This is a genomic window from Pandoraea aquatica (assembly GCF_902459565.1).
Taxonomy (GTDB): domain Bacteria; phylum Pseudomonadota; class Gammaproteobacteria; order Burkholderiales; family Burkholderiaceae; genus Pandoraea; species Pandoraea aquatica.
Genome location: NZ_CABPSN010000001.1, coordinates 579,756 through 595,108, shown reverse-complemented (window position 1 = coordinate 595,108; position 15,353 = coordinate 579,756). Strand labels below are relative to the sequence as shown.

The following is a 15,353-nucleotide window of genomic DNA, read 5'->3' as shown; positions in this document are numbered from 1 at the left end:
CACGCGCATGGCATTCCTTCGACTCTCAACGCGAGGCTGCTCATGACAAAACGCATTCTGCTGGCGACCGACGGTAGCGAGTCGTCACGCCGCGCATTGCGCGAGGCTGCCGCCTTTGCGCGTCGCGGTGACGTAATCCGCGTCATTCACACCGTGGAAGACCCCGTCACTCTGCTGACGTTGGTCTTCGGCAAACTCATCGATCTGGAACAGGTGCGTCGCGACATGCAGCGCGAAGGCGAAGAACATCTCGCACGGGCGGTGCTGTATTTGCGCGAAGAAGGCTTCGACGCGCAGGCGCATTTGCTCGACTTGCGCACCACGGGCGAAACCGTGCCCGAAGCGATGACGCGCGAGGCCATCGAGTGGGGGGCAGACATCATCGTCGTCGGCACGCACGGCCGCAGTGGCGTGCGTCGGGCGATGCTCGGCAGCGTTGCGGAACAGATCCTGCGCAGCGCGGAAGTGCCGGTGATGCTGGTGGCGGGCGAGGCGCGTCCGCATCAGCCGCTGCGCGCGGGCGGCCATTACGAACGTATTCTCGTTGCGCTGGACGACAGCGAGACGTCGCGGCTCGCCTTCGAATATGCGTTGGCCTTGGCGCGCACGCACGGCGCGTCGATGCGGGTGGTGCACGTGCTGGACTTGCCGGGACCGTTCCTCGCAGGCTTCGATCCGGAGCCGTTGCTCGACGCTGTGCGTGCCGTGGCCGAACAGGTGCGAAGCTGGGCGCAGAAGCGATTGAAAGAGGCGGAAGTGCCCGGTGAAATCGAGATACGGGAGATTCAGCCGGTGGGTGAGGGCGTGGCCGATCAGATCATCGCTGCGGGCCGCGATGCCGACGTCGACCTGATCGTGTTGGGCACGCACGGCCGACGCGGATTCCGGCGCTTCACGCTGGGCAGCGTGGCAGAAGATACGGCCCGTCATGCGGGCCGTCCGGTACTGCTGTTACCCGCCCACGCGCCGTCCGCCAAGTAAGGCCGGCGGCGCGAGGCGGTCGCGATCAGCCGAGCTCGGTCAGCAGCGTCTTGAGCGGCGTGGCGGCATCGGCCAGGCGCGCCGGATCGACCACCGCACGGCGGCCGACGAGTTCGCGTGCCGTCATGAATTCCTGCGCGCGGTTGATGCTCGCGGCGGCCACGATCGCGCCATCGCGCAGGTAGAACAGCATGAAGACGGCGGCACCTTGCGCGTCGGGCAGACGGCGTTCGATCACGGTGTCGTGACCGTCGGTCATCCCGACCATCTGCAACTTCGCGTTGAACTGATCCGACCAGAACCACGGTGCGGTCGCCACGGCCTTCGGCGCGTCGCCATGCACGACGCTGGCGGCCACCTTCGCCATTTCGCTGGCGCTCGGCACCGATTCGAGACGAATGCGACGACCCAGCGCCGGGTGTTCGTGATGCGCGCAATCGCCCACGGCAAGAATTGCCGCATCGCTGGTGCGGGCAAATTCGTCCACGACGATGCCGTTCTCGACGGCCAGACCGGCGGCTTGCGCGAGTTCGGCGTTCGGGATCAGACCGATGCCGACGACGACCGCGTCTGCTTCCAGACGCTTCTCACCGGCCACCACGGCCACGACATTGCCAGCGGCATCCTGTTCGAGGGCGGTGACACCGACGCCCACTTGCACGTCCACACCGTTTTCGCGATGCAGCGTTGCGAAGAAGCCTGCGAGATCCGCTTCGGCCACGCGCGCGAGCAGACGCGGCGCGGCTTCGAGCACCGTCACCGAAGCGCCTGCCTTGACGGCGCTTGCCGCCACTTCCAGACCGATATAACCGCCACCGACGACCACGACGCGCTTGCCCGGCGCGAGCGCTTCACGCAGGCGCTGTGCGTCGGCGATGTTGCGCAGGTAGTAGACGTTGGCTGCATCGCCGCCGGGAATCGGCAGGGGACGCACACGGCCGCCGAGGGCGAGCACGAGGTGGTCGTAACCGAGCGTCTGGCCGTCGTCGAACGAGACGGTGCGCGCCGTGCGGTCGATGGCGGTGGCCGTCACGCCGAGGCGTACGTCGATCTCGGCTTTCTCATACGCGTCGGCCGGGCGGATCAGCAGACTGGCTTCGTCGGCCTGACCGGCGAGGAACGCTTTCGAGAGGGGCGGACGGCGATACGGCAGATGCGTTTCGCTGCCAGCAAGCACGATGCGGCCGGTGTAGCCGAGCTGACGCAGCGCGAGGGCGGTTTCGCCGCCGGCTTGACCGGCGCCGAGAATGACGGTGGTGGAGGTGGCTTCGGACATGGAATTGGAAACGTAGGAAGCTTGAACAAAGCGAGTGAATTTGGCCGCCAGTGTAATGCATCGGCGTCATCAAGGCGTCTCGGATACCGTCAGATGGCGCTTGCGTCTCTCGATTTGGCAGATGTCGGCGGTGGTCCGACGGCACGCTTTTCGCTCGCATCGCAGACCGGTTTGGTCAGACAAAACCCCCGTCATCTCAAGGTGTTCAAGCATCCATGCGGGCTGCGGGCCGGTTTCACGGCCGCTTGCATGATGGTCGGTTTTCAGGCGTAGAGTGATTTCGTCGCGCAACATTGCCGCCGATGGAGGGACACCATGGCCTGGACTAAAGAACAGAAGCATGTGGTAACGGCAAGCTATCTTGGGTGGACGCTCGACGCGTTCGATTTTTTCCTGATGGTGTTCGTGCTCAAGGACATCGCGAAGGAGTTCAATACCGAGCTGGGCAGCGTGGCGTTCGCGCTGTTGCTCACGCTGGCGATGCGCCCGGTCGGCGCGTTCGTCTTCGGTCGGTTGGGCGACAAAGTCGGACGCCGCCCGGCCATGATGGCAAGCGTGCTGCTGTACGCGTTGCTTGAACTGGCCTCCGGTTTCGCACCGAGTCTCACCGTCCTGCTGATTCTGCGCGCGCTCTTCGGTATCGCGATGGGCGGTGAGTGGGGCGTGGGGGCGGCCCTCACGATGGAGAGTGTGCCGACGCACTCGCGTGGCATCGTCTCCGGCCTGTTGCAGGCGGGATATCCGAGCGGGTATCTGCTGGCGTCGGTCGTCTACGGGCTGTTCTACGACAGCATCGGTTGGCGCGGCATGTTCTTCGTCGGCGTACTCCCCGCGTTGCTCGTGCTCTACATCCGACGGCACGTGCCCGAGTCGCCCGCCTGGCGCAAAGGCGAAGCGGCCAGCGCCGCACCCCGCGCCAACTTCGTGCAGGTGCTGTCGCGAGACTGGAAACTGGCGTTGTACGCCATCGTGCTGATGACGGCCTTCAACTTCTTCTCGCACGGCACGCAGGATCTGTATCCGACCTTCCTGCAAGTGCAGCACAAGTTCGATACCCACACCGTGAGCTGGATCGCCATCACGTACAACATCGGCGCGATTATCGGCGGGCTGTTCTTCGGTGCGATTTCGGAGAAGATCGGACGGCGTCGCGCGATCATCATCGCGTCGCTGATTGCGCTACCGGTGCTGCCGTTGTGGGCGTTCTCCAGCGGTGCCGTGTTGCTGGCGATCGGCGCGTTCCTGATGCAGATTTCGGTGCAGGGGGCGTGGGGCGTGATTCCGGCGCACCTCAACGAGTTGTCGCCCGACGAGATTCGCGCCACGTTCCCGGGGCTCGTCTACCAGTTGGGCAATCTGTTTGCGTCGGTCAACGGGAATTTGCAGACGACCATCGCGAAGGCGCACGACGGCAACTTCGGCCTGGCGATGGCGCTCGTGGCCGGGACGGTCGCGGTGGTGATCGCCGTCATGATCTACTTCGGACGCGAGCGGCGCGGCGTGGTGCTGGGTACCGGTGCCGACACGCCGCAGGCAGGGGCGATGCCACCGGGCGCATCGATGTCGCACTGACGCGATAGCGATGGGTGCGTGCCGGAGATGACTGCACCGGCATGCACCGCACTCACGTTCAACCGTCGGTTCGCTCGTCTGCTTGTGGCGGCGTGAAGAACACCATCTCGACTTGCTTGAGCAACGCCGGGCCGAACGCTTCGCCGCCGACTTCCGGTGCAATCACCTGCATGAGCACCGGCGAGCCGGGCGGCGGATGCAGCGCATGGGCGAGTACGCAGAAGTACATTGCCGGATGCTCGGCGCGAATCACGCCTGCGGCCATCCCTTCCACGATGAGCTTTTCCATGCAGTTATAGACCGGTTCGAGCAGGTGGCGGTAAAGCACCGCGCCACGCTCGCCCGTCTCGGACGCATGCAGCGAAATGAAGCACTTGTGTTCGGGGTGCTGCACCGCGTAGGCCGCGATGAGCCCGATGGCGTCGCGAAGGCGGTCTCTGACCGGCCGTGTTTCGTCGACCGAAATCGCACGGAGTGTTTCGACAGGGGCGGCCAGCGCGGCTTCGAGCGTATCGACACAGGCGCGCCAAAGCTGCTCCTTCGAGCCGAAATGCACACGCACGAGGCTCGCGTCGACCTTGGCGGCCGCCGCGATGCCGCGCAGGTTCGCGCCGTCGTAGCCGAGGTGCGAGAAAGCGTCAATGGCCGCGTCGAGCAAGGCGGCGCGGCCATCGGGGAGGTGTTTGGGGCGTCGGCCCCGGGTCGTCGTTCGGGTGGTCATCGTCTGGCTACGTCTTGCGACGGGGCCGGTTGCGCCGCTGCCGGTGCCTGCGCCGGAGCATCGGCGGCGGGCTCGGGCGGCACGCCCATCGCGTAAAACAGTAGCGCAGTATCCGACAAACGCGCGCCGGTTGCACGCACCGTCGTCAGGTAGGCATTCCAGTACTGCTGCTCGCGTCCGCGCGCGGACGACACCGGCAAGGCCCCCAGACGCACCCGTGCCGCCGTATCGCGATAGATCTGCTCGGCCGCTGCACTGGCGCTATCGGCGTGCAACAGCGAGGTATTGTCCGCTTCGAGCGACGCCAGGGTGTCCGCCACGTTCTTGAACGCCGTCAGCACCGTCTGCTTGTACTGTTCGACGGCCGCCTCATACGTCGCCTGTGCCGCGCGGCGCTGCGCAAGCAACGCACCACCGTGGAAGATCGGCTGCGAGATCGACGCCGCGATGCTCCACAGCGACCCGGCGTTGGACATGACGGTCGGCCAGTTGAAGCCGCCTTTGCCCATCGACGCGCTGAGCGACAAGCTCGGGAACATCTGCGCCGTCGCCACGCCGACCTCGGCCGATGCCGCTTTGAGCGCCATCTCCGCGGCCTGAATGTCGGGACGCGATTGCAGCAGCGTCGACGGCACAGATACCGGCACGGTGCGTGGCACCTTCAGCTCACCCAACGCCAGATCGTCCGGTGCCTGATCGGGCGTACGGCCGAGCAGGACGGCGAGCGCATGGCGTGTCGACTGCCACTGCGCGCGCAGCCCCGGCAGCGACGCGGCAAGCGATTCGGCATTCTGGGCCGACGCCAGTGCATCGGCGCGCGACACCGCCCCGAGGGCTTCGCGTCGGGCCATATCGGTGGCATCCGCCTGCGCCAGCTCAACGAGCCGCTCGGTCGCCTTGACCTGCGCACCGAGCACCGACGCGCCAATCGCACCGGAGACGATGTTGGCCGCGAGTGCCTGACGCGCCGATTCCAGCTGGAACGCCTGCTGATCGACTTGCGCGGCGAGCGACGCATTGGCGAAGCGCGACGCGCCGAAGAAGTCGAACGTGTAGCGCGCCTGAATCTGTCCGACGAACATGTTGTACAGCGCTGTCGGCGGACGGATGTTCGGAATGCCGAGATTGCGCTCGCGGGCCACTTCCCCGCCAAGGTCGATGGAAGGGAACAGCGACGAACCGATCTGCGCCTTCAACTGCTCACGCGCCGCTTGTAGCGCATGGTCGGACGCCGCAAGATTCGGGCTGTTGCGCAGGCCTTCGTCGACCAGTGCATTGAGTTTGTCCGACTCGTAGGCTTGCCACCAGGCTTTCACCGGCGGGGCACCGACTTCGAAGCGTTGCGAAGCGCCTTGCGCCGTGACGGTGCGCTCGGGCAGTGCGTTCGCGCCGTAGTGCGACGGCGACGGCATCGCGGGTGGTTTGTCGCCCGGCGTGAACGAGCAGGCGCTCAGCCAGAAGAGGGGGGCGAGCGGGGCACACCGCAGGGCGCGAGAAACGATGCGCGAGGTCATGAGCGGTCTCCTTGCGAACTGCCGGATGAGGCGTGTGACGGATGATCGGCACGTTCGTCGTGACGGACACGGAACGCCGTCGCGTACAACGCCGGCAGGAAGAACACGGTAAGAATGGTCGCGCTGGTGATGCCGCCCATGAGCGCAGTCGCCATCGGCCCGAAGAAGTTGCTGCGCAGCAGCGGAATCAGCGCGAGCACGGCGGCAGCGGCGGTGAGCGTAATCGGACGGAAGCGTCGCACCGTTGCACTGACGATGGCGTCAAAGCGTGGATGACCGGCCGAGACGTCCTGCTCGATCTGATCGACCAGAATCACCGAGTTACGCATGATGATCCCGAACATGGCGATCACACCGAGCATCGCAACGAAGCCAAAGGGTTTGCCGAACAGCAGCAGGGTGGCGACGACCCCGATCATGCCGAGCGGCGCGGTCAGCACGACCAGCATGGTGCGTGCGAAGCTCTGCAACTGAATCATCAGCAGCGTGAGCACCGCGATCACCATGATCGGCATTTGCGCGTTGATCGACGCCTGTCCCTTGCCCGACTCTTCGACCGACCCGCCGATCTCGATGCGATAGCCGACCGGCAACGCGCGACGGATATCGCCGAGCTTCTTGTAGACGGCTTCGGTCACGTCGATGCCTTGCTTGCCGGCGCGTACGTCGGAGCGAACGGTAATCGTCGGTTGACGGTCGCGCTCCCAGATCACGCCGTATTCCAGTTCGTCCACCACACGGCCGAGGGTGGCGAGCGGCACCGGGCCGTTGGGCGTCGGCATGGCCAGCGTTGCGAGTTTCGCCGGGTCCATGCGTTCGGCCTTCGGCGAGCGCAGCGTGATCGAAATCAGCTTGTCGCGTTCGCGATACTGACTGATGTCGTAGCCCGTGAGCGTCATGGCGATGAAGTTCGCGATGTCCGATGAACTGACGTTCAGCGCGCGTGCTTTTTGCTGATCCACTTCGAAGCGCACCGAGCGTTGCGACGGCTCGTCCCAGTCGAACTGGACGTCGACGGTATCGCCGTTATTGCGCATCACGTCCGCCACTTGCTCGGAGATCTTGCGCACGGTGCCGATGTCGTCGCCGCTCACGCGGAACTGCACGGGGAAGCCGACCGGCGGGCCGTTCTCGAGACGCGACAGACGGGTGCGCACGCCCGGCATGGTCTCGCGCAGCTTCGGCTCGAGCCACTGCGCGAGCGCCTCGCGTTCTTCCACCGACTTGGCGGTGATCACGAGTTGCGCGAAGTTCGGCGTGGGCAGTTGCTGGTCGAGCGGCAGATAGAAGCGGGGCGCACCGGTGCCGACGAAGCTCACCGTGTGATCGATCTCCTTACGGCCTTCGAGCAGTTTTTCAAGGCGTTCCGTCTCGCGCAGCGTGGCCTGATACGACGCGCCTTCCTGCAAGCGCAGGTCCACCATCAGTTCGGGCCGGTCGGAACTCGGGAAGAACTGCTGCGGCACGAGCGAGAAGCCCGCCATCGCGATCAGGAACAGCACCACAGTGATGACGAGCACGATGAACTTGCGCTCGATGCACCACGTGAGCCAGCCGCGCAGACGGTTGTAGAACTTCGTGTCATAGACCTCGTGCTCGTGATCGTCGCCGTGATGCGCTTCGCGCGGGCGCTCCGGCAGCATCTTGTAGCCGAGCAGCGGAATGAGCACCACGGCCGCGAGCCACGAGGCGAGCAGCGCGATGGCCGAGACTTCGAAGATCGAGCGCGTGTATTCGCCGGTGCTCGACTTCGCGAGCGCGATCGGCAGGAAGCCGGAGACGGTCACGAGCGTGCCGGTGAGCATCGGGAACGCGGTGCTGGTGTACGCGAACGCGGCGGCGCGCTTGCGATCCCAGCCTTGCGCGAGCTTCACCGCCATCATTTCGACGGCGATGATCGCATCGTCCACCAGCAGACCGAGCGCGAGAATCAGCGTGCCGAGCGAGACTTTGTGCAGCCCGATGTCGAAGATGTACATGAACAGCGACGTGACGGCGAGCACGACCGGAATCGAAATCACCACCACCATGCCCGTGCGGAAGCCGAGCGAGACGAGGCTCACGACCAGCACGATCGCGACGGCTTCGGCCACGGCTTCGAGGAAGTCGTCGACCGAGTGCGACACGGACTGCGACATGCTCGCGACTTCCGTCAGCTTCAACCCGGCAGGCAACTGTGCCCGCAACTCGCCCATGGTGTCCGCAAGGGCCTTGCCGAGGTGGATGACGTCCTGTCCCTTTTGCATGGTGATGCCGATGCCGAGCACAGGCTTGCCGCCGAAGCGCATTTCCGAGACGGGCGGATCGACATAGCCACGCTTGATCGTCGCAATGTCGCCGAGACGGAACGTGCGGTTGTTCACACGGATGAGCGTGTCGGCGAGTTCGTCGACATTACGGAACTGACCGCTCGGGCGTACGACCACACGATCGTTCGGGGCTTCGATGGTGCCGGCCGGCGAGACCGCGTTCTGACCGTTGACGGCCTGCGCAATCTGGTTCGGTGAGATGCCCAGACGGGTGAGTTGCGTGTTGCTGATTTCGACGTAGATGCGCTGATCCTGATCGCCGAAGTAATCGACCTTCGCCACGCCGGGCACGCGCAACAGCACGGTGCGTAACGCGTCGGCATAGTCACGCAACTGGGCCGGGCCGAAACCGTCGCCTTCGAGCGTGAAGATGTGCGTGTAGACGTCGCCGAACTCATCGTTAAAGAAGGGGCCCTGCACGCCCTGCGGCAGCGTGTAGGCAATGTCGCCGACCTTCTTGCGAACCTGATACCACTCCTCGGGTACCTCGTTGGGCGGTGCCGAATCCTTCATCGAGAAGAACAACAAGGACTCGCCGGGGCGCGAATAGCTGCGCTGGAAGTCGATATTGGGCATCTCCTGAAGCTTGCGTGCGATCCGGTCGGTGACCTGCTCCTGCACCTGCTTGGCGGTTGCACCCGGCCAGAACGTGCGGATCACCATCACGCGGAAGGTGAACGGCGGATCCTCCGATTGCGCGAGACGCGAGTAGGCCAGAATGCCGAAGATCGTCGCCATCGCGATCAGGAAGATCACGAGCGACTTGTGACGTAGCGCCCACGCGGAAAGGTTGAAATGTCCTTCTTCGTGACGATAGTCCTTCGGTGCATCGTTATCGTTCGGGGCGGCTGGCGCCGCTTGCGGGTCCTGGGGTACGGGCGGCTTCCCGTCCAGCGTGCTCATGACGCGAAGTCCTCAGGATGCAGCGGCGCGACCACGCGCACTTTCTGGCCGGCGGTCACGGTGTGCACGCCTTGCCAGACGATGCGCTCGCCGGGCTCGATGCCGCCCGCGACCGTGACGGTGCGCTCGCCGTAGCGAACGATCGTCACACGGCGCAGCGCGAGGGTGTCGTCCTGTTTGACGACCCACACGGCCGGTTGATTGCCATCGTGGAAGAGTGCGGTGGAGGGCAGCGTGATGGGCTGTGCATTGGTGGCGGCGGTGGCGACAGTCGCAGCCGTCGCACTGGACGCCGCAGCAGGTGCCGATGCATTGGCCACGGGGGCCGCGCCCGCCGGCAGCGGCTGGGCGAAGGCGACGTTGGCCGTCATGCCGAGCTTGACCTCATGGCCGGGCGACAGCAGCGAAAGCTTCGCGCGATACGTGCGGCTCATCGGATCGGCGGCGGGCGAGATTTCGCGCACGCGTGCCTGCCACGTCTTGCCCGGAATCGCCGGGAGCGAAACGGTGGCCGTCTGCCCGATGCGGAACGCGCCGAGCGCGACTTCGGGGACGTCGGCAATTACGTCGACGTCACCCGTCCAGGCCAACTGATACACCGGCTGACCGGCACTGACGTTCTGTCCTGTGTCCGCTTGCTCAGCGGTGATGACGCCGTCACGGTCCGCCTTGAGATTGCCGTAGCTCAACTGATCACCCGCGAGGGCGGCTTGTTGCGTGGCCTGATTGCGTTGCGCGAGGGCGCTGGCATACGCGTTCTCGGACTGTTCGAGCTGCGCGGGCGCGATCAGATTCTCGCGCGCCTGCGCACGGTCGCGGTTGACCGTCTGCGTCGCGTAATCGAGTTGATGCTGTGCGGCGTCGAGCTGTGCCCGCGCGCTGGCAGCATTCTTCGACAAGTCGGCGGGGTCGAGTCTGGCGACGACCTGGCCTGCTTTCACGGCGTCTCCAAGTCGCACCGAGCGGTCGACGATCTTGCCTGCCACGCGGAACGACAGCGGCGTGGTGTAGCGCGCTTCGATCTGGGCGGGCAGCGATGCGATCGGCGTCTGTTCGGTGAGCTTCGCGGCGACAGCGACCACCGGTCGCGGTGGCGGTTCCGGCGGTGCCTTGCGCGAGCAGGCGGCTAATGCGGCGGCGGCAATGGCGGTGGTGGCGACAGCCAGCGCGAGCCGGCGTCGGGGAGCGATATTAGCGGTATCGGGCAGAAAGGACATCATGCGCTCGTGACCCACAAGATAGGAATTCGGGTAGGAAAAACAACGAGTTACGACGACTTTAACGACGTGATCGCAATGCTGGTGTCCGCCCCGAGGACGGCCGTCTCCGCGCGATCCGTAAAAAATCTACGGGCGATGATATATGGATTGCCGGTGCGCTGCAACGGGCATGAAAGCCCTCGACGCGCACCCCTGTGACTATCGATAGGGGCGGGTCATTGGATTGTTGTTGATGAGGTGCGAATGACCAACCAACAAATTATTTTGGAGTACGATGCCTGACAGGCGTGCGCGCAAGCGTGTACGCGATTGTGGTGTCAGCAGATCGTCACATTGCATGCAATCGACGCGGTGATGGTGCGTGCTGACGCGCATGTCAGAAAGGCTACTCTCCGGGACAAATTGTCACAAGCGAGGAACATTGTCACGCGCATCGAGTCGCACTCGGGCCAGTTGCAACGACTGGCGACATCGCAGCGTCGACACCCGGCAGTTCATAACAAGAGCAGCACAGGAGGTCGATGCCGACAGCACGCATTTTCGATGCTGACGGTGCCGAGTAGCGCTGCGGCTTGACCAGGGTCAAGCGAAGTCTTTGCCGGGGTGTCGATTGCTACAGCAGGTCGGTCGTTCGCGACTATGCTGGATGTATCCGAAGTTTAACGACAGACGTTAACCAGAGACGGATAGCCATGACAACACGAACAGCATTGGTGACAGGCGGCATGGGCGGTTTGGGCGAGGCAATCAGCCTGCGTCTTGCCGATGCCGGGTACCGCGTGGCGGTCACCCGCTCACCCCAAAATCACGATTGCGAAGGATGGGTCGAGCGCATGCGCGCCACCGGCCGCGACTTCGCCGCTTATCGTGTCGACGTTGCCGACTTCGCGTCCTGCGAGGTTTGTGCGAAAGCCGTCGAATCGGACTCCGGTCCGGTGGATATTCTCATCAACAATGCGGGGATTACGCGCGACGCCACCATGCGCAAGATGACGGCCGAAGACTGGCAGTCGGTATTGCGCACGGATCTGGATAGCGTTTTCAACATGACCCGGCCGCTGTTTGGCGGCATGGTCGCGCGTGGCTGGGGACGCATCGTCAACATTTCCTCGGTCAACGGCAGTCGCGGCGCATTCGGGCAGGCGAACTATGCGGCCGCCAAGGCGGGTATGCATGGTTTCACCAAGGCGCTCGCGCTGGAAGTCGCCAAGTCGGGCGTGACGGTCAACACGATCTCGCCCGGGTATCTCGCGACGAAGATGGTCACGGCCGTGCCGCAAGACGTGCTCGAATCGCGCATTCTTCCGCAGATTCCGGTCGGCCGGCTCGGTCGTCCCGACGAAGTGGCTGCGCTCGTCGCCTTTCTTGTGTCGGACGACGCAGGTTTCATCACTGGCAGCAACCTCGCCATCAATGGCGGCATGCATATGGAGTGACGTGCAGCGACGCATCAAAACTACTGACTTAGGAGATTGACGATGTCAAAGGAAACGAATCCGGCACTGGCGCTGGTCAAACTGGGTACGGCGAGCGCGCTGGGTGCTTACGGGATTCTGCTCGAAGCCGCGCAACGCACGCATCAGTTGCAAGTCGAGCGCGACGGCGAGTTGCTCAAGGCCCATTCGGAAGCCGCCAAATCGCTGGGCGGCGCGAAGGACTTCAACGGTCTGCTGACGGCTCATCTGCAACTGCTCAACGGTCAGATCGCTCAGCAGAACGAGTTCTGGCGCGAGTGGCTGGCCGTGTGTGCGAACAACCAGTTGCTGTGGGCGGAGCATTGCCGCAAGACGGGCGAAGAGCTACAGCACGGCATGGCCGGAGCGATGACGCTGCCCGATCTGATCGGTGCGGGTACGGCCGCAGGTGCGGCGACGCAGGCGGCTGAAGCGCCGTTGCAGAAGTGGTTCCAGGCGTTCAACGAGGCGACGCAGGGCACGATGGATGCATGGCGTCGCATGTCGACGGAAGCCGTCCAGGCGACCGAAGCTGCGGTGTCGCAGCAGTCGCCGCTTAACGGTCGCGTGCCGCCCAAGCGCGGCGGTGGTCACGCTCAGCGTTCCAGCACGTAAGTGCCGGGCGCGTCGCCGAGCGAAGTCGTCGGCGGCCAGGGGGCGGCGACAGGTTTGTCGCCGCCCCCGTGTTTTCCTTGTGCCAGCAGCCATGCCTGCCATGCGGGCCACCATGAGCTTTGCATCGCGGGGGTCGTGTCGAACCATTCGTCCGGGTCGCGATAGGCCGAGCCTGCCGCGCGCGTAGCGACTCGGTGATGGCTGCGTGCGTGTCCCGGCTCGCACACCACCCCCACGTTATGCCCGCCCGAGACGAGGGCGAACGTTAGATCGCCGTGGTTCAGCAGATGCATCTTGTAGACGGAGCGCCACGGAGAAATGTGGTCGCGCTCGGTCGCCACGACGAACATCGGCACACGAATATCCGAGAGTGCCACCGGTTGCCCGCCGATTTTGAGCGTGCCCGTCGCCAGTGCGTTGTTCAGATACAGTTCGCGCAGACACTGACTGTGCAGGCGCGCGGGAATGCGTGTGGTGTCCGCGTTCCAGACGGTGAAGTCGGTCGTCTGGGCGGGGGCGCCGAGCAGATAGTCGCGCATGAGGCGCGACCAGATCAGGTCGCGCGAATTGAGCAACTGGAAGGTGCCGGCAAGTTGCTCGCCGCCAATGAATCCCTGCCGCCACATCATCGCTTCGAGATAAGCGACCTGACTCGCGTCGATGAACAGGCCCAACTCCCCCGGTTCGCTGAAGTCGGTTTGCGCGGCGAGCAGCGTGACGCTGGCCAGCATGTCGGCATCGCCTGTCTTGCGCTTCGTTTGCCCGGACTGACCGGCTGACCCCGATTCACGCGCCAGCGTCGCCGCTGCGATGGCGAGCAGCGTGCCCCCGAGACAGTAGCCGCAGGCATGCACAGGTACGTTTCCGGTCATGCGACGCACTTCGCGCAAGGCCGTCAACAGGCCCGACTCCAGATAGTCTTCGAGGCCCCGGTCACGGTCTTCCGGGGCGGGGTTGTGCCACGAGATCATGAAGACGCTATGGCCTTGCGACACGAGATAAGCAACCAGCGAATGCTGCGCCTCCAGATCGAGGATGTAGTACTTCAGCAGCCACGACGGCACGATCAGTATGGGTTCGCGCCAGGTCTGCGCCTGAGCAGGCGCGTATTGCAGCAGTTCGAAGAACGCGTTGCGATAGACGACCTTGCCCGGCGTGGCGGCGATGTTGTGTCCCACGCGAAACGCCTTGCACGCCTCGGGGCCTGCACCGGGGGCGTTGCCCGCCGCCATATCCCGCAGATCCGACCACCAGCGTTGCGCACCCTTGACGAGGTTCTGTCCCTGCGTCTCACGAATCGATGCGAGCACTTCGGGATTCGCCCACCACTGATTGCTCGGCGAGAAGACGTCGAGCCACTGCCGCGCCATGAAGCGCACGACGTCGCGATGATGCGGATCGACGCCCGGAATCTCGCCGGTCATCTCATCGACAAACGCCTGCGTGCGCAGGAATCGCTCGCGCCACCACGAGAACGGCGGTTTGTCCCATGACGGATCGCGAAAGCGCCGGTCGGTCTCATGCGGACCACCGGCGTTCGTGGCATCGGTGCTTGCAGGCTTGTCGATAGCGGCGAACGCCTTGAACACATTCAGCTGATGGCCGGGGGCGGTCGCTGCGTGCATGGCCCAGTCGGCCCACGCGAGGGCGACGGCGGCGGGCGAGACGTTGCCGGTGAAACGCGCGGTCGTCGCCATGGCGGCGCGATCCAGATGATCGGTGAACGACGTTGAGGGGGAAGGCGCAGGCGTGGCTTGTGGTTTCGATGCCGGTGCGGCCGGCGTTGCCTTATGCGTCACCGGGGAGTCAGCCGTCGCCCCATGCGGCACAGTCCGACGCGTGGGTGGGTTAGCCGTCTTCGGTGCGCCGCGAGACCTTGATGCGGTGGACGACACGGACGGCGGCGGTACATCCGCCGTCTTGCGGGGCTTGGTGGATCGGGAAGTCGTGGAGCGGGACGTCTTGTCACTGCGAGCAGGCATGGCGGACTCCGTTCGGTCGCACGACGTGGGTCGTGCGTTTCACTGAATATAACGCACGCCACGTATGACTACTCTGATCTACGACAAGTTGCGCCAGGACGCAGCGACCGCCTAGCGCACTGGGGCTGGGCTTGGCGTCGGAAGCGCAGGCGTCACCGGTATGGCCGGAGCGGACGCGGGCTTGCGGGCCAGCCAGCTATAGCGTTTGAAGGGCTGTTCGCGGCCCGACATGATGAGCGCGATGTCGGTGATCCAGCGTTGTGTCGGCACGCTCTCGCCATGCAGCCACATCATGAGCACGAACAGGCTCGCGGCCATCGGCAGCGTCTTCAGCTTGGGCGCGTCGTCGCCGCGCGTGTACCACGCGAACGCCGCACAGACCGAGAAGCCGACGATGCAGCCTGCAATCGACTCCGAGACCGAATGCGCCGACAGCGCGACCCGTGAGACGCCCACCGCGACGCTCCCGGCCGCTGCCACCAGCGTACCGAGTACCCGCCACGGCCACGGCAGCTTGCTCAGCAACAACCACGCCATGACTGGATAGACCGTCGCGGCAAAAAACGTATGACCGCTGACGCCGGTGAAATCGATCTCACGAACGCCGAGCCCCCAGCCGAGGAACATGACCTTCGAGACGGCTACGACGAGCGAGCCGGCGCCAAACAGCGCAATCCAGGCGAAGGCGGCGTGCCATGCGCGTGCCGAAAGCAACCAGAGGATGAGCGCGGCGGCCAGCGGCACCGTGACGGCGGCGCTACCGAAATCGGTAATGGTGATCCAGAAGTTAGACATGACTGCCGAAT

General features: G+C 64.7%; 11 protein-coding genes. 4 read left to right on the top strand and 7 right to left on the bottom strand.

Annotated features, from left to right (window positions below; translation table 11 throughout):
- Positions 1 to 42: 42 nt before the first annotated feature.
- Positions 43 to 981: a universal stress protein gene (locus PAQ31011_RS26265; RefSeq protein WP_174989882.1), complete on the top strand. Its 939-nt coding sequence runs from the start codon at positions 43 to 45 to the stop codon at positions 979 to 981.
- Positions 982 to 1,006: 25 nt separating this feature from the next.
- On the opposite strand, the gene PAQ31011_RS02485 is transcribed toward PAQ31011_RS26265, so the two are convergent.
- Complete coding sequence (locus PAQ31011_RS02485; protein WP_150574317.1) at positions 1,007 to 2,257, bottom strand: NAD(P)/FAD-dependent oxidoreductase; 1,251 nt, start codon at positions 2,255 to 2,257, stop codon at positions 1,007 to 1,009.
- A 315-nt stretch (positions 2,258 to 2,572) separates the two neighbouring features.
- On the opposite strand from PAQ31011_RS02485, the gene PAQ31011_RS02480 reads away from it, so the two are divergent.
- On the top strand, positions 2,573 to 3,829 hold the full coding sequence (locus tag PAQ31011_RS02480; protein WP_150574316.1) for an MFS transporter: 1,257 nt from the start codon (positions 2,573 to 2,575) through the stop codon (positions 3,827 to 3,829).
- Positions 3,830 to 3,887: 58 nt separating this feature from the next.
- On the opposite strand, the gene PAQ31011_RS02475 is transcribed toward PAQ31011_RS02480, so the two are convergent.
- From PAQ31011_RS02475 to PAQ31011_RS02460, 4 genes are read right to left on the bottom strand one after another with little or no spacing between them, the layout of a single operon-like run.
- Complete coding sequence (locus tag PAQ31011_RS02475; RefSeq protein WP_150574315.1) at positions 3,888 to 4,550, bottom strand: TetR/AcrR family transcriptional regulator; 663 nt, start codon at positions 4,548 to 4,550, stop codon at positions 3,888 to 3,890.
- Entirely contained in the window at positions 4,547 to 6,064 is a 1,518-nt protein-coding gene (locus PAQ31011_RS02470; RefSeq protein WP_150574314.1) for an efflux transporter outer membrane subunit, read from the bottom strand. Before PAQ31011_RS02470 ends, PAQ31011_RS02475 begins: the two co-directional genes overlap by 4 nt.
- A complete protein-coding gene (locus PAQ31011_RS02465) occupies positions 6,061 to 9,276 on the bottom strand; it encodes an efflux RND transporter permease subunit (protein ID WP_150574313.1) in 3,216 nt (1,071 codons plus the stop codon). Before PAQ31011_RS02465 ends, PAQ31011_RS02470 begins: the two co-directional genes overlap by 4 nt.
- Positions 9,273 to 10,493, bottom strand: a complete 1,221-nt coding sequence (locus PAQ31011_RS02460) for an efflux RND transporter periplasmic adaptor subunit (RefSeq protein WP_150574874.1) — start codon at positions 10,491 to 10,493, stop codon at positions 9,273 to 9,275. The genes PAQ31011_RS02465 and PAQ31011_RS02460 overlap by 4 nt, the downstream gene beginning before the upstream one ends.
- 695 nt (positions 10,494 to 11,188) lie before the next feature.
- On the opposite strand from PAQ31011_RS02460, the gene phbB reads away from it, so the two are divergent.
- Positions 11,189 to 11,932, top strand: a complete 744-nt coding sequence (gene phbB, locus PAQ31011_RS02455) for an acetoacetyl-CoA reductase (protein ID WP_150574312.1) — start codon at positions 11,189 to 11,191, stop codon at positions 11,930 to 11,932.
- A gap of 42 nt (positions 11,933 to 11,974) precedes the next feature.
- Entirely contained in the window at positions 11,975 to 12,565 is a 591-nt protein-coding gene (locus PAQ31011_RS02450; RefSeq protein WP_150574311.1) for a hypothetical protein, read from the top strand.
- On the opposite strand, the gene PAQ31011_RS02445 is transcribed toward PAQ31011_RS02450, so the two are convergent.
- Together PAQ31011_RS02445 and PAQ31011_RS02440 are read right to left on the bottom strand one after the other, a co-directional pair.
- Positions 12,547 to 14,547 carry a PHA/PHB synthase family protein gene (locus PAQ31011_RS02445; RefSeq protein WP_246179302.1) on the bottom strand — a complete coding sequence of 667 codons (2,001 nt, stop codon included), beginning with the start codon at positions 14,545 to 14,547 and terminating at the stop codon, positions 12,547 to 12,549. The two genes, PAQ31011_RS02450 and PAQ31011_RS02445, sit on opposite strands and share 19 nt — an antisense overlap.
- Positions 14,548 to 14,658: 111 nt before the next feature.
- On the bottom strand, positions 14,659 to 15,342 hold the full coding sequence (locus tag PAQ31011_RS02440) for a phosphatase PAP2 family protein (RefSeq protein WP_150574310.1): 684 nt from the start codon (positions 15,340 to 15,342) through the stop codon (positions 14,659 to 14,661).
- Between the last annotated feature and the right edge of the window lie 11 nt (positions 15,343 to 15,353).